General features: G+C 39.4%; 16 protein-coding genes and 1 tRNA gene. 10 read left to right on the top strand and 7 right to left on the bottom strand.

From position 1 onward, the window contains the following. Nucleotides 1-349: 349 nt before the first annotated feature. On the top strand, nucleotides 350-1,951 hold the full coding sequence (gene nadB / locus IPM34_14195; GenBank protein MBK8956687.1) for an L-aspartate oxidase: 1,602 nt from the start codon (nucleotides 350-352) through the stop codon (nucleotides 1,949-1,951). 150 nt (nucleotides 1,952-2,101) lie between these two features. Here the strand turns inward: nadB and IPM34_14190 are convergent, their stop codons facing one another. The 3 genes from IPM34_14190 to IPM34_14180 all read right to left on the bottom strand — a co-directional run bounded on the left by IPM34_14190 (nucleotide 2,102) and on the right by IPM34_14180 (nucleotide 3,784). Beyond that, nucleotides 2,102-2,479: a four helix bundle protein gene (locus tag IPM34_14190; GenBank protein MBK8956686.1), complete on the bottom strand. Its 378-nt coding sequence runs from the start codon at nucleotides 2,477-2,479 to the stop codon at nucleotides 2,102-2,104. A 241-nt stretch (nucleotides 2,480-2,720) separates the two neighbouring features. Continuing rightward, complete coding sequence (locus IPM34_14185; protein MBK8956685.1) at nucleotides 2,721-3,164, bottom strand: RecX family transcriptional regulator; 444 nt, start codon at nucleotides 3,162-3,164, stop codon at nucleotides 2,721-2,723. Next, on the bottom strand, nucleotides 3,164-3,784 hold the full coding sequence (locus IPM34_14180; GenBank protein ID MBK8956684.1) for an HAD family phosphatase: 621 nt from the start codon (nucleotides 3,782-3,784) through the stop codon (nucleotides 3,164-3,166). Before IPM34_14180 ends, IPM34_14185 begins: the two co-directional genes overlap by 1 nt. Before the next feature lie 535 nt (nucleotides 3,785-4,319). Here IPM34_14180 and IPM34_14175 point away from each other — a divergent pair. Further along, nucleotides 4,320-4,393 (top strand) — tRNA-Ile (locus IPM34_14175). 90 nt (nucleotides 4,394-4,483) lie between these two features. Continuing rightward, nucleotides 4,484-4,933 (top strand): GatB/YqeY domain-containing protein, encoded by a 450-nt coding sequence (locus IPM34_14170; GenBank protein MBK8956683.1) that lies wholly within the window; start codon nucleotides 4,484-4,486, stop codon nucleotides 4,931-4,933. Nucleotides 4,934-4,941: 8 nt separating this feature from the next. Here the strand turns inward: IPM34_14170 and IPM34_14165 are convergent, their stop codons facing one another. Next, entirely contained in the window at nucleotides 4,942-6,834 is a 1,893-nt protein-coding gene (locus IPM34_14165; GenBank protein MBK8956682.1) for an amidophosphoribosyltransferase, read from the bottom strand. 46 nt (nucleotides 6,835-6,880) lie between these two features. Then, the gene (locus tag IPM34_14160; GenBank protein MBK8956681.1) at nucleotides 6,881-7,705 is read right to left on the bottom strand and encodes a CHAD domain-containing protein; all 825 of its coding nucleotides are present in this window, start codon (nucleotides 7,703-7,705) and stop codon (nucleotides 6,881-6,883) included. Nucleotides 7,706-8,640: 935 nt separating this feature from the next. Here IPM34_14160 and mutL point away from each other — a divergent pair. The 5 genes from mutL (at nucleotide 8,641) to IPM34_14135 (ending at nucleotide 13,627) form a co-directional block, all read left to right on the top strand. After that, nucleotides 8,641-10,434 (top strand): DNA mismatch repair endonuclease MutL, encoded by a 1,794-nt coding sequence (gene mutL / locus IPM34_14155; protein ID MBK8956680.1) that lies wholly within the window; start codon nucleotides 8,641-8,643, stop codon nucleotides 10,432-10,434. A gap of 3 nt (nucleotides 10,435-10,437) precedes the next feature. Beyond that, the gene (locus IPM34_14150) at nucleotides 10,438-11,040 is read left to right on the top strand and encodes a rhomboid family intramembrane serine protease (GenBank protein ID MBK8956679.1); all 603 of its coding nucleotides are present in this window, start codon (nucleotides 10,438-10,440) and stop codon (nucleotides 11,038-11,040) included. Between the two features lies 1 nt (nucleotide 11,041). Next, nucleotides 11,042-11,911, top strand: a complete 870-nt coding sequence (locus IPM34_14145) for a rhomboid family intramembrane serine protease (GenBank protein ID MBK8956678.1) — start codon at nucleotides 11,042-11,044, stop codon at nucleotides 11,909-11,911. Between the two features lie 3 nt (nucleotides 11,912-11,914). Further along, nucleotides 11,915-12,961: an endonuclease/exonuclease/phosphatase family protein gene (locus IPM34_14140; protein ID MBK8956677.1), complete on the top strand. Its 1,047-nt coding sequence runs from the start codon at nucleotides 11,915-11,917 to the stop codon at nucleotides 12,959-12,961. A gap of 78 nt (nucleotides 12,962-13,039) precedes the next feature. Beyond that, a complete protein-coding gene (locus IPM34_14135; protein ID MBK8956676.1) occupies nucleotides 13,040-13,627 on the top strand; it encodes a methyltransferase in 588 nt (195 codons plus the stop codon). A 114-nt stretch (nucleotides 13,628-13,741) separates the two neighbouring features. Here the strand turns inward: IPM34_14135 and IPM34_14130 are convergent, their stop codons facing one another. After that, the gene (locus IPM34_14130; GenBank protein ID MBK8956675.1) at nucleotides 13,742-15,550 is read right to left on the bottom strand and encodes a sulfatase-like hydrolase/transferase; all 1,809 of its coding nucleotides are present in this window, start codon (nucleotides 15,548-15,550) and stop codon (nucleotides 13,742-13,744) included. A gap of 42 nt (nucleotides 15,551-15,592) precedes the next feature. On the opposite strand from IPM34_14130, the gene IPM34_14125 reads away from it, so the two are divergent. Continuing rightward, nucleotides 15,593-16,684, top strand: a complete 1,092-nt coding sequence (locus IPM34_14125) for a VWA domain-containing protein (protein ID MBK8956674.1) — start codon at nucleotides 15,593-15,595, stop codon at nucleotides 16,682-16,684. 42 nt (nucleotides 16,685-16,726) lie between these two features. Here the strand turns inward: IPM34_14125 and IPM34_14120 are convergent, their stop codons facing one another. Further along, a complete protein-coding gene (locus tag IPM34_14120; protein MBK8956673.1) occupies nucleotides 16,727-18,280 on the bottom strand; it encodes a SulP family inorganic anion transporter in 1,554 nt (517 codons plus the stop codon). Between the two features lie 220 nt (nucleotides 18,281-18,500). Between IPM34_14120 and odhB the strand changes: the two genes are divergently transcribed. Beyond that, on the top strand, nucleotides 18,501-19,712 hold the full coding sequence (gene odhB, locus IPM34_14115; protein ID MBK8956672.1) for a 2-oxoglutarate dehydrogenase complex dihydrolipoyllysine-residue succinyltransferase: 1,212 nt from the start codon (nucleotides 18,501-18,503) through the stop codon (nucleotides 19,710-19,712). The last annotated feature ends 178 nt before the right edge of the window (nucleotides 19,713-19,890 follow it).

Here is a 19,890-nt window from a genome sequence, read left to right as displayed (position 1 = left end):
CGGAAAAAATTGATTGGAATCATTTCTTAAATGTAATGTCATGAAATTTTATCGGGACGGCATTAGATTCTTCATTTCTAAATTTTGAGATTCCATTGCCTATTTTTAGTCACGAAGGCAACAAGACACGAAAGAGAACAAAAAATTTAGTTTTTGTTAAAATGGAACGGACTATTATTAATATGCATTTTCGTTTGCTTTATGATGATCTTAATTATTTATATTCAACTTAATATATAAGCCTGGATTGCCCTTCATCTCTAAAAATTTGCATCGAACGAAAAACCTAATTTGGACTTCACTACAGTCCGGCAAGATTCTTTAATTTTGCATTACAAAAACTAAAATGATTTTTAAAACCGATGTGTTGATCATAGGAACCGGTATTGCCGGACTTACCTCCGCTATTCAAATTGCCAGGAAAAATCCAAAAATTAAGATAAGCCTGGTAAGCAAGACTTCCAGGGAAGAATGCAACACGCGTTATGCACAAGGTGGTATTGCCGCAGTTTGGGATCGCATTAAAGATGATTTTGAAAAACACCTGCTCGATACCCTGGATGCCGGTGATGGATTGTGTAATGAAGACATCGTAAGGATCGTCGTTGAAGAAGGACCAGCACGCGTACAGGAGTTAATCGACTGGGGTGCGAGATTTGATAAAGTTGATGCCGCACATTACGATCTTGCGCGCGAAGGTGGACATTCTGAAAAAAGGATACTTCATTATCAGGATGTCACCGGTGCTGAAATTGAACGAGCTCTACTCGAAAAGTGTATGCAATTTCCAAATCTTGAAATTCTGGAATACTATTATGCCATCGACGTTTTAACACAACATCATCTCGGATATAATGTGACGCGCATCATGTCCGATATCGAATGTTATGGGGCTTATTTGCTGAATCTTAAAAACCTCGAAGTAGAAACGCATTTGGCAAAAATCACCATTTTGGCCACAGGGGGTGCAGGTCAGATCTACAGGACTACCACCAATCCCATCATCGCCACCGGCGATGGCATTGCCATGATGTACCGTGCCAAAGGGCATGTTGAGAATATGGAGTTTGTTCAATTCCATCCTACTGCATTGTACAGACCAACTTCTGAAAATCCTGCATTTCTGATTTCAGAAGCGGTACGTGGATTTGGAGGCATCCTAAAAACACAGGATGGACAAGAGTTCATGCAGAATTACGATGAGCGTTTGTCTCTGGCTCCCAGGGATATTGTAGCAAGAGCTATTGACAATGAAATGAAAATGCGCGGGGAAGATTTCGTTTGCCTGGATTGTCGCCATCTGGATAAATCGGAATTCATTCAACACTTTCCAAACATTTATGAAAAATGTTTAAGTATTGGAATTGATCCGATGCAACAAATGATTCCGGTCGTCCCAGCCTGTCATTATTTGTGTGGAGGTATTAAAGTGGACTCTCAGGGAAACAGCAGTATTCGTAATTTATATGCCTGCGGAGAATGCACAAGCACAGGATTGCATGGCGCAAACAGGCTTGCCAGCAACTCATTGTTGGAAGCCGCAGTGTTTGGTTATCGGATTGCATCAGATCTTGTAAATAAAATTGATGCTTTGAATTTGCGAACAGACATTCCCGAATGGGATGCCACCGGTACCGCACATCCGAAAGAAATGGTTTTGATCACGCAAAGCATCAAGGAACTTAAAGAAATCATGTCGTATTACGTAGGCATTGTCAGAAGCAATGTGCGTCTCGAAAGGTCCTTAAAGCGACTGCACCTTCTGTATGAAGAAACAGAAGTTTTGTACCACAGCACCACACTTTCAGCAGCCTTATGCGAATTGCGCAATTTAATTACGATTGGATATCTGGTAAGCCGCTCGGCTTCCATGCGAAAAGAAAGCCGGGGATTGCATTTTACAACAGACTATGTTGATAAAAATGATTTTAGACAATCGACCTTGTTGTGAGGGGGGGAGGGGTTTGACTTTTAGGCCTTTTGACTTTTTGACGTTTTGAATTTTAAAAGCTTTCGAGTTTTTTGGGTTTGTGTTGAGCCTCAATTTGAATATTGAACTGCTTAGAAATTTATAACTAAATCTAACTTTTCCATTGAATATTTATATTTCAATATCATTTTTATTCGATTTCTTAATAAACCTCAATAGAGCAGCGAGCAGTTTCTCCACTGTTAAAAATTTTTTATCAATAATTTCGTAAGATTTATTATCAATAAAATGAAGTCTGAAAGCTAAATTTATTTGGTAGTGGGACTCTTTGAGTGAAGAAAAAGCAATTTCTAAAAATCTGCCATATTCCTTTTGACTTTCCCGAAAACTTCCTTCTACAATATTAAAGGTTACTGAACAAATAGACCTTCTGATCTGAGCTGTTAATCCATATATTTCTTCTTTAGGAAAAAATGCAGTGATGCGATAAACACTCAAAACGAGTTCATCAGCTAATTTGAAAGCGTGGAGCCTGGTGTAATCTCTCATAGGAATTTAATATGTTATTAAGAATAAATCAGAAAAATAAAGATACCAAGATCTTCATATAAAATCTATTAATTTTGTTGAAAAGAAGAAATAATTTATTGAGAGTGGTGTTTTTTTTATTAAATAATATTGCCATTTTCTAAAACAAATAATTCTATCTGAATTAAAAACATTGCTGTACTTTTAATAAATCTTGTTTCTTAGAATGCTAAATAGCCCAAAAGTCAAAAAGACAAAAAGTCTAAAGGTCCAAAAACCCAATCACACTCAGTACCAACTCATACTCAAATCCCCTGGCCAATAAGTTCTGTTTCGTCTTTTGGACATCTTCGGATTTTCCGTAAAATTTTCGAATTAAATGCTCCAGCGTTTTCAGATATTCTTCCTCATCAATTTCCTTCAGTGCGATTTGTATCAAAGGTTCTGAAACATTTTTTGATCGGAGTCCGTTGATGATTTTCATTCGTCCCCATTGCTGCATTCGAAATTTTCCACGGGCATAGGATTTTGCAAATCGCTCTTCGTTGAGAAAGCCTTCCTGAATTAAATGCAGAATTACCTCACCGGATTGTTGTTCATTTGCTCCCAGTTTGAATAACTTTTGTTCTACTTCCTGCTGACTCCGGTCCTGATAAGCGCAATAGTGCCGGAGCTTGAGAATCAGATTTTCAGTGCTGTGATACATTATTGAAATTGGGAAAGATAGTCAAGGATTTTATCTTCGATTGCTTGTTCAGCATCATGAAGGCTGGCATGAAATCCACTATCTGATGCAGCCTGAACGTTTTCAGGTTTGTCGTCAATAAATAAAGTTTCACTTCCCAGAATTCCGGAATGAGACATCACAAATTCAAAACATTTTAATTCTGGTTTTCTGAGTCCGATTTCAAAGGAATAATACACTTTGTCGAAATAATGAGATTCAAAATCGTCGATGCCGGTTTGGTTATAAATCATTTTCTTCACGGCTCGTAAATGGGTAATGTTGATATTGCTGAGTAAGAATACGCGGTAGGTTTTTCGGAGATTCATCAACCATTGAAACCGATGTTCGGGCATACCCAAAAGCATAGCATTCCAGGCTTCGTAATAATACGATCCATCTTTGAGGTCTTTTGACCTCCTTTGCAATCTGTTAAAAAAGGCTTCTTCTGAAATTTCGCCGCGCTCAAAGGGATGGAGTACTTTTTCGAAGAGATCGGAAATTTTAGCAGGATCCAGGACCTGCATCAGCTTTTCCTCTGTACGTGCTTCATCCAAATCAAACAGCACATTTCCAAAATCGAACAGGAGGTTTTTAATCATGAATAAATTTTACGCAGAAAAATAGAATAAAGTTTACGCTAAAAATTATGAAAATTAGAATCTCGCTGAAATATGCATATTTAATCCACTAATTTCCAATTTTTATGGTAATCCACTACGAAACTATTTACTTTTGCGCTTGTATGTGGTCCCATAGCGAATCCGGTGTGAGTGTGTGTGTGAGTGTGTGTGTGGAATTTGATCAGGACGAGAAGGTTTCATATTGAAAATAGGCTGCATCACATCAATTAACCCAAATAGTAATAAGCTCCATGTATTTTCGGAAGCACATCTTGGAGCTAACTAAAACAAATATTTCTTTAATTTTGCATCCGCTTTTGGTCCCATAGCGAATCCGGTGTGAGTGTGTGTGTGAGTGTGTGTGTGTGGAATTTGATCAGGGCGAGAAGGTTTCATATTGAAAATAGGCTGCATCACATCAATTAACCCAAATAGTAATAAGCTCCATGTATTTTCGGAAGCACATCTTGGAGCTAACTAAAACAAATATTTCTTTAATTTTGCATCCGCTTTTGGTCCCATAGCTCAGCCGGTTAGAGCATCTGACTCATAATCAGAGGGTCCTTGGTTCGAGCCCAAGTGGGACCACAAATAATAAGTGTTTGTATGATAATGAGCATTGCAAAGGAATCTTTGCAAGGTTCATTTTTTATGTTAGTTATTGATAATTAACGAATTATGAGTTTTTCTGAAAAAATAAATACCGATCTGAAAGAAGCCATGAAAGCTCAGGATCAGGTTGCCCTCAGGGGTATCCGTGCCATTAAGGCTGCAATTTTATTGGCCAATACGGACGGAAGCGGCCAGGAAGTAAATGATGAAAGAGCGATCCAAATTCTTCAGAAACTTGTTAAACAGCGCAGGGAATCGCTGGAGATTTACGAAAAACAGGGGCGAGAAGATCTGGCTCAGGTTGAAAGGGAAGAAATTCAAATTATTGAACGCTATCTCCCTGCTCAGATGTCTCCAGATGAACTCCGCACAGTGTTGGCAGATCTAATTGCGACTTCAGGTGCCCAGGGTCCAAAAGATATGGGCAAAGTGATGGGCCTGGCCAGCAAACAATTAGCCGGAAAGGCCGATGGAAAAAATATATCTGCAATTGTAAAAGAATTGTTAGGCTCTTAACACCCTGGTCAATAGGCACGCACATCATTGTGCTGCATGAAATTGATAAAAGCGGTATTTACCACTTTTACCCCGCCGGGTGTAGGATAATTGCCACTGAAATACCAGTCTCCGGTGTGATTGGGACAGGATTTATGCAAGCCTTCCAAAGTCTGGAAAATAACTTCCACTTCGACATTGCTTCCGGCAGGTTTCAGCATTTGTCCTATTTTTTTAGAGATCATCTGGTAAGGATATTCAGCATATAAATCGATGAGATGGTTCTGCATTTTCTCGGCTGGCCAATCTTGCTGTGCCAGACACTTTTCATAAGTCTCTTCCAGTAAATGTTCTTTATTATGGTCATGCAGCAATTCTACCAGCGCCAGAAATGCAACAAACTTTCCCATCTGCGACATGTCAATTCCATAACAGTCCGGATACCTGATTTGAGGGGCCGAAGAGAGGATGATGATCTTTTTCGGTTTCAGGGTAGATAAAATATGCACAATACTATCCCGCAAGGTTGTTCCCCTCACAATAGAATCATCCAATGCAACCAGGGTATCTGTTCCCGGTCTGATGATTCCATAGGTTACATCGTATACATGGGAAACCAGCTTTCCACGAATATGATCATTTGCGATAAATGTCCGCATTTTATCGTCTTTAACCACCAACTTCTCGATTCTGGGTTTCTGCATGACAATGCTTCGCAATTTTTCCGGTGAAAGACTACCGTTTCCAAGCACAATCGCATCCAGTTTTTCGCGATTCAAATGATCGTGTAATGCTTCTGTAAGCCCTACAAATGCTGATTCTGAGGTATTTGGAATGGAGGTAAACACCGTATTTTCAAAGTCGTTGGAAATAGCCGGCAACAATTCATGCACCAATTCTCTTCCCAGATTTTTACGCTCCTGATAAATATCGATATCATTTCCTCGCGAAAAATAGATCCGCTCGAAAGAACAGGAGGTTTTAATACGGGGCTCAATACAAAGTTCTTCATTGACCTGTCCGTTGAATTTAATGATCAATGCATTGCCCGGTTTGATTTCTTTAATGTCTTCTGCTCCAATTTCCAAAGCGGTTTGCAAAGCAGGTCTTTCAGAGGCCACTGCAACGATGTCTTCATTTTGATAGTAAAAAGCGGGCCGGATACCATTGGGGTCTCTCAACACAAAAGCATCTCCATGTCCGATCATTCCGGCAATGACAAAACCTCCATCAAATTTTTTCGAAGCTTTGTTGAGAACATTGCATATATCGAGATTTTCGAAAATCAATGGATTGATTTGTTGTTGGGTATATCCTTCGGGCTTATACCAATCAAATAATTGTTGCACTTCTTCATCGAGAAAATGTCCTATCTTTTCCAATACAGTGATGGTATCAGATTTTATCTTGGGATATTGACCGAGTGAAACGAGTTTCTGAAAAAGCTCCTCCACATTCGTCATGTTGAAGTTGCCGGCAAGTACAAGGTTTCTGCTGATCCAGTTGTTCTCGCGAATAAAGGGATGAACGGTTTCAATACTGTTGTCGCCATGGGTACCATAGCGCAAATGACCCAGCAAGACTTCACCCATAAATGGCTTGTTCTCTTTAAGCCATTTTCCATTTGTGATTTGAGATTCATCCAGGCCTTCAAAATGCTGCATCACCCCCTCAAATAATGACTGGAGATAATTTGAGGAATTACTCCTTCTCCGGGAAATGTACTTTTTACCAGGTTCGATGTTGAGTTTTATCGTAGCCACACCCGCTCCATCCTGGCCGCGATTCCTCTGTTTTTGCATAAGCAGATGAAGTTTTTGAAGGCCGTAAAAACAGCTCCCATAACGCTCCTGGTAATAATCTAATGGTTTGAGCAGTCTGATCAAAGCCAGACCGCATTCGTGTTTGATGGAATCGCTCATGCGGGCAACTAAGTTGCAAAGATACGCTGTTTTTTGCAAAGCGATGTCAGTGGTTTGCAGGAAGAGCTTCTGTCTGGAATATCAAATTTCTACCTGAAAATAGCTCATCGATTTCGATCTCCAAGTTCACCATTTCTTTTTGAAGTTCAGATTGAAGCTGCTCAAGAGCTCCAGAATGCTCTTTTTGCTGTTTTTGGTGGATAGAAATGGATTTGTACAAACTTTTGACATCATGCCAGTTACCAATTTTTTTATTGAGTTCCCTGACCAAATCCATAAATTTTTGCAACGCTTCGTTTTCTCTGGTATCGCTTATCAAATTGAGGAGTTCGAGTATTCTTCTTATGATAATGCGCCTGGGGTGTAAATCCATTTTATCAGGAGCATGGCCAAGCTGTTTTTGCAGTTTTTTAAATTGAAGTTCCAACACTTTCTGCAATCTTATTAAAAGTCTGGATGACCCGTATTGCTCGGCTTCGAAAATAAAAGCGGTTACGAATTTTAACAGCTGGTTTTTTTCAAGTTGAGAGAGTTTTTTTAGGAATCTGGATCTGGATTGGTCCGAAGTTTTTCTTTTTTCTTCTGCAAATGGCTTCAATTCTTCTTCCATTAGTTCAGAAATGTGCTCCAACTGAAGTTCTGCATTTCGGATTCTACCTGCTATACTGAATGCCTTTATTAAATGTTGAAAGCATGCTTTGTGTTCCTTTTGTTTGTCAGGAAATTTCAAAACCAGCGCATAAGCATTCATTTGCTTAATAACCAATCTGAAAGCATGAATATTTTCTTCATTGGGAATTTTATATGAATCGTTTATCGTTCGCAACCAATGATTCATGTTGCCAGTCATCTTTTTGATCAGGGGCTCCATAACGGCGAAGTTACAAAAAGTTGAAAGCCATTTCTAAAGACCTTTCGACCTTTTGAAAAAAATGATTTAGAAAAATCTGCGCGATCTGCGCGATCTGCGGGAGAAATAAAAAAGTATTTTCGACTTTTCGAAGTTTCGAAGTTTCGACCTTTAGACCTTTCGTCCCGATAAAATAAGGCTAACTATTTCTTTTCTGAAGTATTATGCAATTTTGTCGGGATTTTGACCTTTTGACCTTTCGACCTTTTGAAAAAAATGATTTAGAAAAATCTGCGCGATCTGCGCGATCTGCGGGAGAAATAAAAAAGTATTTTCGACTTTTCGACTTTTCGAAGTTTCGACCTTTCGAAGTTTCGACCTTTCGAAGTTTCGACCTTTCGTCCCGATAAAATAAGGCTAATTATTTCTTTTCTGAAGTATTATGCAATTTTATCGGGATTTCGACCTTTTGACCTTTCGACCTTTTGAAAAAAATGATTTTGAAAAATCTGCGCGATCTGCGCGATCTGCGGGAGAAATAAAAAAGTATTTTCGACTTTTCGAAGTTTCGACCTTTCGACCTTTCGACCTTTCGACCTTTCGACCTTTTAGACTTTTAGAATATCAAACATAGGTTGAAAATTGGAGATTTCGTTGCCTAATTTCTGTCATATAGATAACAAGACTTGAAGGAGCGCGAAGAATTTCGTTGGCGGGTTGATCAACCGAAATAGTTCATAGGCTAAAATGAAAATAGCCGAATTAAATTCCTTTTTGATTGCTCCATTATGAATTTACGGAATTCACTTGTTTTTCTATCTCTACATTCAATCCATCTCTATGAACTATATTTGAATTTTTAATTTTTCAAGGTTCAGAACCTTAGTAATTTGAATTTTGTTAGATTGTAGTCCTGTGAAAACACCTTACCTTACATCCTGTTTTAGATAACATATATGGCTGATATAATCAGACTTTTACCGGATGGAGTGATCAACCAAATTGCAGCAGGAGAAGTGATCCAAAGACCTGCTTCAGTGGTTAAGGAACTCATTGATAATGCACTCGATTCAGGTGCTTCTGATATCAAGCTGCTGATCCGCGATGCCGGCAAAACCCTGATTCAAATTCACGACAATGGATGCGGAATGAGTCCTACTGATGCGAGAATGGCATTTGAGCGGCATGCTACTTCGAAAATTCTCAATGCCGATGATCTTTTTAAAATTCAAACCAAAGGATTCAGAGGAGAAGCTCTGGCATCAATAGCCTCGGTAGCACAAGTTGAATTAAAAACGAAGCCTCACGATCATGTAACCGGTACCCGGATTGTGATCACGGAATCCAAAATAAAAAACCAGGAGCCTTGTGCCTGCAACCCGGGAACTCAGATTCAGGTTAAAAACTTGTTTTTTAATGTGCCCGCAAGACGGAAATTTCTCAAATCGGATTCGATTGAATTAAGACACATCGTCGATGAGTTTATTTATCAGGCTGTTTCATTTCCTGAAATTTCATTCAGTCTCCAGATCAATGATGAAATAAAATACAAACTGACTCCTTCAAATCTGAAACAGCGCATCATTGCAGTTTTTGGAAAAAAATATCAGGAAGCATTGTTGGTGGTGCAACCTCAATCCGATGTTCTGGAAATCAGTGGCTTTATTGGCAAACCTGAAATTGCGCGCAAAACCAGGGGCGAGCAGTACCTTTTTGTAAACCGACGAGCCATCAGGAGTTCATATTTGCAACATGCCGTTCAGGCGGCCTACGATCAGATCCTGCAGGACGATACATATCCGTTTTATGTATTGTTTTTGAATATCGATCCCGAAAAAATCGATATCAATGTCCACCCAACCAAAAATGAAATCAAATTTGAAGAAGATAAACTGGTCTATCAATTTCTAAAAGCGGCAGTGAGGTATAGCTTATCTCAGTACAGTTTTACCCCCATGATCGATTTTGATTCAGCAAATCCGGGAATCGACCGTGCTTTAACCGGCGAATTCCAACATGTGATGGCATCGGGTTTTTCCCCAATTGCAGAGAACTCCAAAAATATCAGATGGGATCAGGTTGCATTTCCATCTGAGGACCCGGAGGCCACGGAACAAACCCAAATTATTGATTCGCGAATGAATTCTGACCCCGGTGTTCAAAACCTGGAGCTGGGCGAAGTCGCATCTTCATTCAAAGCCTATCAGTATTTATCGAGTTACATCATCGTGCAGCTGAATACCGGGATTACCATTATCGACCAGCACCTGGCAAGCGAAAGAATACTATACGAATACTACAAACAGAGAATTCAATCGAAATCCCGCCTGACGCAAAAATTGCTCTTCCCTCAGACTTTGCACCTCACCACTCAGGATGCTGCTTTATTGAATGAAATTCTCGAACCTTTAAGTTATGCCGGTTTTGAAATCGAAGCCTTTGGCAGCAATTCATTTGTGATTCATGGTATTCCTGCGGAAATTAAAATTCCCTCCATCGAGCAATTACTGGTCGAAAATGTAATGGAAGAATACAAACGGAATCAGGAAATACAACTACCATTTACGGATCACATTGCCCAATCCCTGGCTTCCGCGGCAGCACTGAAAAGAAATAAGACTCTGCAAGCAGAAGAAATTGAAAAACTTGTTGAACAGTTGTTTCTTTGTGAAATACCTTATACCAGTCCTTCCGGGAAAAAATGTATCTTTCATTTGAGTATTGAAGAATTACAAAAAAAATTCAGTTAACGCATGTTCCAAATTACAGACGCCGTTAAACATCTTCTGTTTATCAACATTATTTTATTTTTTGCTTCATTGAGTATAATGGCTGACTTCAAGCATCAGCTATATTTGTTTTATCCCGGGACACCGATGTTTCAGCCCTGGCAGGTGATTACACACATGTTTATGCATGGCAGTGCCAATCATTTGCTTTTCAACATGTTGTCCTTATTTTTCATTGGGCCACTCATGGAACAAAGTCTGGGAACTAAAAAATTTACGGCCTATTATCTGGCTTGTGGATTGGGTGGTGCCATCCTGCACATCTTGTCTAAATTTATTATCATTCAATATATGGGTGCAGAATCAGAAGCATATATTCCGGTGGTTGGCGCTTCCGGAGCGATCAATGGTTTGTTTATCGGTCTTGCATATTTGTATCCAAATCTACCCATGAGTCTTTTGTTTATACCCATACCCGTGAAAGCTAAATATCTCGCTATGTTTTTTCTGGCAGGTGATTTGATCTGGGGTTTAAGCGGTTACCATACGGGAATCGCCCACTACGCGCATTTGGGTGGGGCCTTGATGGGATTTATATTGTTGTATTTTTGGCGTGCCCGACCCTGATATGTTTGATTCAATTCTCAAAGACATTCGATATAAACTAAAGACCGGAGGATTCTGGATCCAGTGCATTGCCATTTGTATTGTGGTTTTTTTATTGCTCAATGTTTTAAAGGCCTGGTTCACTTTTAGCAACGGCGGAATAGCAGGCGTAGCTTATTACGATATCATTCATTCAGTAAGTTTGTCTTCGGAGTGGATGGATAATGTCTGGCATATTTGGGTTTGGCTTACCCACATCTTCGTTCACGAGGGATTCTTCCATTTACTTTGGAATATGATGTGGCTTTATTGGTTTGCCGGAATTGTAGAAGATCTGATTGGACACCGGCATTCGAAATATATTTTCTTTGAAGCTGCACTCTTCGGAGCCCTGGTGTTTTTAATTTCGGCACAATTCATCCCCTGGTACAAGCATATTGAAGTACACGCCTACGGTGCATCAGCCGCTGTCAACGGCTTGTTGTTTGCAGCAGCAACCATCTCTCCAACATACAACATCCGACTGTTTATTTTTGGAAATGTCCAGCTTAAATACTTAGCCATGATCATCCTGGTACTGGATATTTTATTTGCAGGACAAAACAGCAATTCCGGCGGACACTTTGCACATCTGGGCGGGGCCTTGTGGGGTTATCTTTACATCGTGTTTCTGCGAAAAGGCATACAGATGGATTTTATCCAACAATTTTCAATCCCAAAATCCACGAAAAAATCAAGGACTGTAAAGTTTCAGAAACGGGAATCCGGCCACGACTCTGAAAAACCTGGTGAAGACCGATTGAATAAAATTCTGGATAAAATACATAAACAGGGAATTCAGGCTTTAAGTGAAGAAGAAAGATCCTTTCTCGATCGAAGGAGTAAAGAGTGAATCATGCTTAGATTTATTTTATCCTTAAATATCGTTTGGTTCTTTGTATGTGTGGTCATATATATCATGGTAGGTCTGGAGCCTTCAGTTTTCTGGATGTTCTCCATATCGAGTTTATTCATTCCTGTTGTTTTTATCATCAATATTTTATTGGCATTATTCTGGTTATTCTTTCATTGGAAAAATATATGGCTGCCAATCCTTACCCTGTTATTGGGATGGAATCCACTTCTGCTGATGTTTAGTTTTGGTGAACCCTCAACGGCCAACAAATGCCAAAAAGAACCCATCAGTCTCATGAGTTACAACGTGTATGGGCTAAAGCAATTAAAAGATACTTCTGCTGCCATTATGCAAATGAAGAAAAACAAATTCATTTCATTCATCCGACAACACGATCCGGATGTGCTTTGCGTACAGGAGGATAATTTTTTTGCGGATGAGATCATTAACAAAGCCGGAATCTACCCTTATTTTCATTATTTGCTGCAGCATGGCGCCGCTATTTATTCAAAATTTCCCATTCTCGACAAAGGCAAAATAGATTTTGGAAAGAAAACTAACAGTTGTTTGTGGGTAGATATTTTATTGCAGGGAAAAACGGTTCGTGTGTATAGTTTACATTTACAAAGTAATCAGATCACTAAAGAAGTTACGGCCATCACAAAAGATCAGGACGAAGGCGATGAAGAAACCATTGGCAATTTGAAAAACATGCTGCGAAAGTACAAGAACAGTGCGATCGTCAGGTCTAAACAGGCTGCGATGGTAAATGAAGATGCATCTTTCTGTGACAAACCCTGTGTAATTGCAGGAGACTTTAACGATACTCCATTTTCACACAGTTATAAAATTCTTGCAGGAGACCGGAATGATAGCTTTTTAGAGTGTGGGTTCGGATTGGGAACCACTTATGCAGGAGCCTTACCCGGGCTTCGAATAGATTATGTTTTAGGTGACCTGAAAGAAATCATTTTTTGTACTCATAAAGTTCTGCATATGCCATATTCAGACCATTATCCCGTTCTGGTGAGGTTTTATGTCAAATAAGGTAAATTTATATCCTCTTATTAAAAAATATTTTAACGAGCTTGAATAATAGTGCTTCACATAAATATAATTAATTTGATGAACGATCTTAATAAAGAATACTGGAACCAAAGATGGCTGAACGGGCAAACCGGATGGGATATTGGTTATGCATCTCCGGCTTTATTGGATTACATGAAAGATTTTACGGACAAAAATCTTAAAATTCTAATTCCGGGATGTGGCAATGCATACGAAGCCGAGGCATTGGTAGAAATGGGATTCACCAACATCAGCCTAATCGATATTTCTCCTGCTGCTGTCGAAATGTTGCATCAGAAGTTTAAGAAATATCCCCGGGTAAATTGCATATGCAATGATTTTTTTGAACACCAGGGTACTTATGATTTCATTCTCGAACAAACATTCTTTTGTGCCTTGCATCCGGATCGCAGACTGGATTACATAGACCATTGTGCGTCTCTGTTGAACGACGGAGGTCAAGTAGCAGGTTTGCTTTTCGCTTCACCATTTAAAGTTGAAGGGCCACCTTTCGGAGGGGATCGCGATGAATACAGGAATTTGTTTGAGAAGCGGTTCAGACTTCTGAAAATGGAAAGTTGCAACAACAGCATTCCTCCTCGTGCCGGAAACGAGTTGTTTTTTATTGCTGAAAAGAAAAACTAAACCAATCGATAAACCCATTTTTGCATTTGGCTTGTGCCAGTTACATACCATTAAAAACTAAAGAAGAACGCTGCAAAAATTTAAAATTGACCGCATTTGAATAGATAAGCCTATTTACAACTTCTGAAAACTTCCTACCACTTTTTGTACAAAAGCTTTTCCGAGAATTTCAGTTGCGCACGGTTCTCCATGAGATAAAAGCAAATGGTGTGGCTCCAAATTCCAGGATGCGCTCCCACAGGAATCTACCATACCATAGCCTTTATTAAATGCATAATATGCAAATGGTATTTTGACAGTGCCCAATGAATTTGAAAACAAATACTTTTCAGAAGTTAATCCCAGTTCATTGAGCATTATTCCCGGCAAGTCTGATTGACTCACTACTGTTTGTATGCTGCTGTCCTTTTGCACAACGCCACCACCCAACCAAAGTGGAATGTGAAACTTTTCTGGTGTATGATATTCAAAATTTCCAGGCAATCTCGCTCCATGATCTGCCACGATGACCACCAAAAGCTCATTCCAGACCGGATCTTTCTGCAACTTATCGAGAAAAAGAGTCAAATATTTATCTGTATAATAAGCAGTATTGAGAAACTGCGTTTCTTCGCTGATTCCCTCCCATTGGGTGGGTTCGGGTACATCATAGGGAGGATGACTGCTCAAACTTAGACAGATTTTGAAAAAACGGGACGTATCTGCAATAACTTCACTATATACTTTTTCAAACAGAATATGATCATGAACTCCCCATTTTGCGTTGTAACTGGAACTTGGAAAATCATTTTTATCTAAAATTTCATCGCAACCAGCATTCAGTAGAAAAGTATTCATGTTTGCGAAACTGACATCACCCCCATAATAAAATGAAGTACGGTATCCTTGTTTTTTTAAATCAGGAATAAGTGAAGGCAATCGTTGTGTTTTATCGGGATAATGCAATATGGAAGAAAATGGTTGCGCAGGAAACCCGCTTAAACTGGCAGCAAGCCCCATTTCTGTCCGGTCGCCTGATGCATATGCATTTTTAAAATAAATGCCTGTTTTAAAATACCGGTTAAGGCCCGGGGTAATTTCTGAACCCCGAAATTCACGAAAGATCAGATTCGAAGTGAAACTCTCCAATATAAACATCAGAATTTTCGGACGCTGCGAACTGATAAATAAAGGTCTGGGTGTGAGTTCCAGGCTCTTATTTGCCTTTAAAATGCGATCTGCTTCTTCTGATTCCATAAACTGAATCTCGTGATCTGATTTTCTTGTTTTATTGATGCTGTATAACAGATTCCACGGAACATTAAGTGCAGCATGGTTTGAAATGGCATGTGTACTGAAATATACTTTACCAGGATTCATGGGTATGATACCGGTTCCACCTCTGATCGGCAAAATCATGGCCGGAAGGAAAACCAAGTTGAATAAATAGATGCTCTTTTTTTGTAATTGACTTGGTTCGATCTTTATTTTTTTAAAAAGAACACAGGCTACATAGAAATATAATCCTATTAATGAAATCCCTATCAATACATTGGAAAACGCAATAAAATTTCCCGCCTCTTTAAAGTTTGCCAGATATATAAAAGCCGTTTTATCCATCCTGTAACCCCACTCCTTGTATAACACTGCATCTGCGCTATAAAGTATTGAAATGATGCCTGAAAAAATCAAGTGATAGTAGAAAATTATCTTTGAATAAGGAATATAATCTTTTACAAAAAAAAGCAACAAAGGGATCAACATCAGATATCCAGCCATAGAAGCATCCATATACATTCCCTGAAATAAAATTTTTACCACTTCACCGGCTTCAATCTGATAATTGAAAAAATATGCGGAAACCAAAAAACATATTCGCATTAAAGAAAACCAGATTAACCAGCTGAATGCAATAGAAAAAAACCACTTCAGATAACTGCTCATACGATTCAATAAAAGCTTGTAAAAATACTAATTTTGCATGGTATGGAACTCAATCCTCTGCAACGATGGAAATTGGTTTTAGGCGATGATTCCGAAGAACCAAAAAACGACGAACAGGAGCATGAATTTAAGGAAGTTGAACAACTTCTGGATGCAGTGTATGGCGGAAAAGGCACATCGGGGTTTGGCAAATCACCGCTGAAAATAAAGAAATGGCTGGATGGCATCCGCTTACATTTTCCATCGGAAGTTGTTCAGATCATGCAACAGGATGCATTAGAACGACAGGGAGTCAAAGAAATGCTGCTGGAACCCGAACTTTTGGAAAAAATCGAACCTTCCGTATCGATGGTTGCCAATATTCTTCAGTTCCAGCATCTGCTGCCCGATAAAACCAGGAATGTAGCAAGGAAGCTTGTTCAGCAAATCGTTGCTGAGATCGAGCAAAAAATAAAAAATAAGTTGATACCAGCCATACAAAAGGCAAAGGTTCCCGTATCTAAACCCTTGTTGCCTGAATCGGGCCAAATCGACTGGAAAAAAACTATCCAAAGGAATTTGAGGCACTATAACAACGAAATTAAATCCATCATACCCGAACAATGGTATGGTTACCGCAAGGGAAATCGGCTTCCAGAAATTTTTATCCTGGTCGACACTTCGGAATCCATGGTGGAAAGCATGATTTATTCTGCAATCATTTCTTCTGTTCTGGCTTCCTTAAAGACCATTGAAACACATCTTATTTTTTTCAATACTGAAGTATCTGATCTCTCGGGAAAATACGATGATCCTGTTAACCTTTTATTCAGTACTGCTTGTGGGGGTGGTACCGATATTGGATTGGCCATGAGCTATACAGCTCAAAAAATCAGAAATCCTTCTGATTGTCTCATCTTTTTAGTCAGCGATCTATTTGAAGGGGGCAGTAAGGACCCTCTTCTCAAACAGATTCAATGGTTGTTGGAAAGAGGTGCAAGTATGTTTTGCCTGTTGAGTTTGTCGGACAATGGCATCCCGGAATACGATATGTCACTTGCCCACAAATTGAATAGTTTTAGAATTCCCTGTTTTGCCTGCTCCCCCGATAAATTCGCTGAATTGCTAACGGACGCTCTTAATCAAAATAAATAAGACCTGGATAGATTCAAATATTAAATTGAGCACCCAGTCCTGTCAATCGTGAATGGAAAACGATTCAACTTTTTGTATACCCATCAGATGCAATTCAATGTGTCTGTCCCTTGCTTTGTTGTGAAAGTCACTAATGATCTCCAGAATGTCATAATCAAGAAAATTACAATCTCTGCCATCGATATTCAGTATGCTGTATTCCGGAATTTCATCCAATACCTTTCGCAAATTCACTTTGTTTAGAAATGTTACATTGGTGTTGAGTTTGACCGTGTATGCATCTATGCCTTCCTGTCTGGTGTGAGACAATTTATATTCCGCTTTAAAATTTTTCTGTACAATATAATAGATCGAAAGTAACAATCCAATGCTCACACCTATTAGTAAGTTGGTCATCAGGATCATAAATATGGTAATTAAAAATGGCAAATACTGATTCGATCCAATTGAAAACATGTTTTTATACAATTTCGGTTTGGTCAGATAATAACCTGTCACCAGCAATATGGCACCAAGAGAAGCATAGGGGATTTTATTGAGAACAATCGGAAACAAAACAACAGCAAGAAGTAATAAAAAGCCATGGGTAATGGCAGACATTTTGGTTCTTGCTCCTGCTTCCATATTTGCCGAACCTCTTACAACTACTGCAGTGAGTGGTATAGCGCCCAGAATTCCGCAGAGTAGATTTCCCACACCTTGTGCAAATAATTCCCGGTTTACAGGCGTGATGCGATTGTGCGGATCCAGTTTATCCATGGCATCAATACAAAGCAGCGTTTCCAGGGAAGCCAACAAGCCAAGGGTCAATCCCGTTTCCCAAATCTCAACCGATGAAAACAGTTTTGAAAAATCCGGAAATACCAGGTCATCAAAAATACGAAGCGGAACTTCAACCATTTGGGTTGGTTTCAGAACCATTCCAAGTTCTAAATTTGATAAAAGAAAAGCGGCGAATATTCCGAAAGCGACGACAAAAAATGGAGCGGGCAGGCTCCTTAACTTTTTGTGGCGCGTATTCCTGAAATAAATTAATATTCCCAAAGAAAAAGCCGTAATGAGAATGGTAGATACACTCAGGTGATCCCAGAAATTTGAAAGATTGCCTAAAAAATTTTTAGATTCAAAAACTTCGAGAAATCCACTCGTCCAAAAATCGGGTTGGTCATATCCGAGAGCTATTGGAATTTGTTTGGATATCAGTAAAATCCCGATCGCTGCCAACATTCCTTTGATCACAGAAGAGGGGAAATAATGAACAAGGACTCCTACTTTGAAAATAGCCAAAAGGATTTGAAATAATCCAGCAATGCAAACGGACAATAAAAATAATCTGAAATCACCCATTCCAATGATAGCGGCTGCAACAACCGTAGTTAACCCGGCCGCAGGACCCGAAACCGCAAACGGCGATTTGCTGATCAGACCAACTACGATCCCACCAATGATACCTGAAAGCACACCGGCATAAGCGGGTGCATTTGAGGCAAGTGCAATCCCCAGGCATAAGGGCAAGGCAATTAAAAACACTGAAATTCCGGCGGACAGATCATGCCGGATCCACATGATCCGGTAATACTTAAACGTCCTCTTCATATCCGTTCAGAACTATCGAATTTTTTAAAAATTAAACGCCGCTTTTCCATCCGGAGTTTATGATTATGCAAGTTAGACCGGAATTTAATCTTGTATGTCAAATGGAATTAAATAGAATGTTAAATGAACAATGCCCGTTTAGATGTGGTTAATAATCAGAATTATGGATCAGTCCAGAGTTTAGCTCCTAATAAATTATTTTTACAAAAACATTGCAAATATGGCCATCATTGAATTAAAGGTACCTCCTATCGGAGAATCCATTACCGAAGTTACCCTTTCCAGGTGGTTGAAACCGGATGGAAGCGTCGTGCAATTGGATGAACCGATTTGTGAATTTGATTCAGATAAAGCCACACTTGAATTTCCTTCAGAAGCTTCAGGAAAATTGGTGCACGTTGCCAGGGAAGGAGAGGATCTGCCGATTGGTGCGCTGGTTGCCCACATCGATACTTCAATGATGACTCCGATTGAAAATCATTCAACGACCATTCGCACTCAAGTTTCTGAACAGGAATCTAAAGTTGATAAAATTGCAGCCCCGTCTGCAGCTAAAATTTTAAGAGAAGCAGAAATTTCTGTATCTAAAATACCTGGTACAGGAAAAGGAGGTCGAATCACAAAACAGGATGCCTTAATGGCATCATCCCATAAATCCATTTCTGAAGATGATACATTCCTGGAATCCGGAAAGGAAATAAAATTGGATGCAGTATTAACTTCAGCAGATCTTCGAAATACCAGACGAGAGAAAATGAGCCGGATGCGTCGAACCATTTCCAAACGCCTGGTAAATGCCCGCAATCAGACCGCTATGCTGACGACCTTTAATGAAGTGGATATGTCAGCATTAATTGAACTCAGAAAGAAATACAACGAAGATTTCGAAAAAAAACACGGCATTAAAATCGGCTTTATGTCGCTTTTTGCAAAAGCCTGTAGCCAGGTACTGATTGAAATGCCCGAAGTCAATGCTTTTATTGAAGGCGAAGAAATCATTTATCACGACTATGTCGATATTGCCATTGCGATTTCCACTCCTCAAGGGCTGGTTGTACCTCCGGTTAAAAACGTCGAACACATGAGCATCTATGAGTTCGAGAAGCAATTGAAAATTCTTGCAGACAAAGCCCGCACGGCTTCGCTGACAATGGATGAAATGTCTGGAGGCACGTTTACAATTACCAATGGAGGCATATTCGGTTCTTTAATGAGTACCCCTATCCTCAACGAGCCGCAATCAGCAATACTTGGAATGCATGCCATAAAAGAAAGGCCAGTCGTAGTCAATGGAACCATTGTGGCCAGGCCTATGATGTATCTGGCGCTCTCTTACGATCATCGCCTCATCGATGGATCTTCTTCTGTCCGTTTCCTGGTCAAAGTGAAGGAATTATTGGAAGATCCGGTACGGATGTTTTTGCAGCTTTGATTTTTAATGTAGATTTTTCGACCTCCCGATTAAATGTTCGCGATTATTTATTTTGTAAAAGAGCTATATCATTTTATCGGGACTCCATCATCCAATATGGATAATCCCAATCTCTGCATTAGAATTGAAAATATATTATATGCATAATGGTTATGCCTTAAGCTAAGAAACTGGATTC

The organism is Saprospiraceae bacterium (genome assembly GCA_016716185.1).
Taxonomy (GTDB): Bacteria; Bacteroidota; Bacteroidia; order Chitinophagales; family Saprospiraceae; genus Vicinibacter.
Note: the sequence above shows the minus strand (reverse complement) of the source record. Positions and strands in the feature narration are given on the sequence as shown.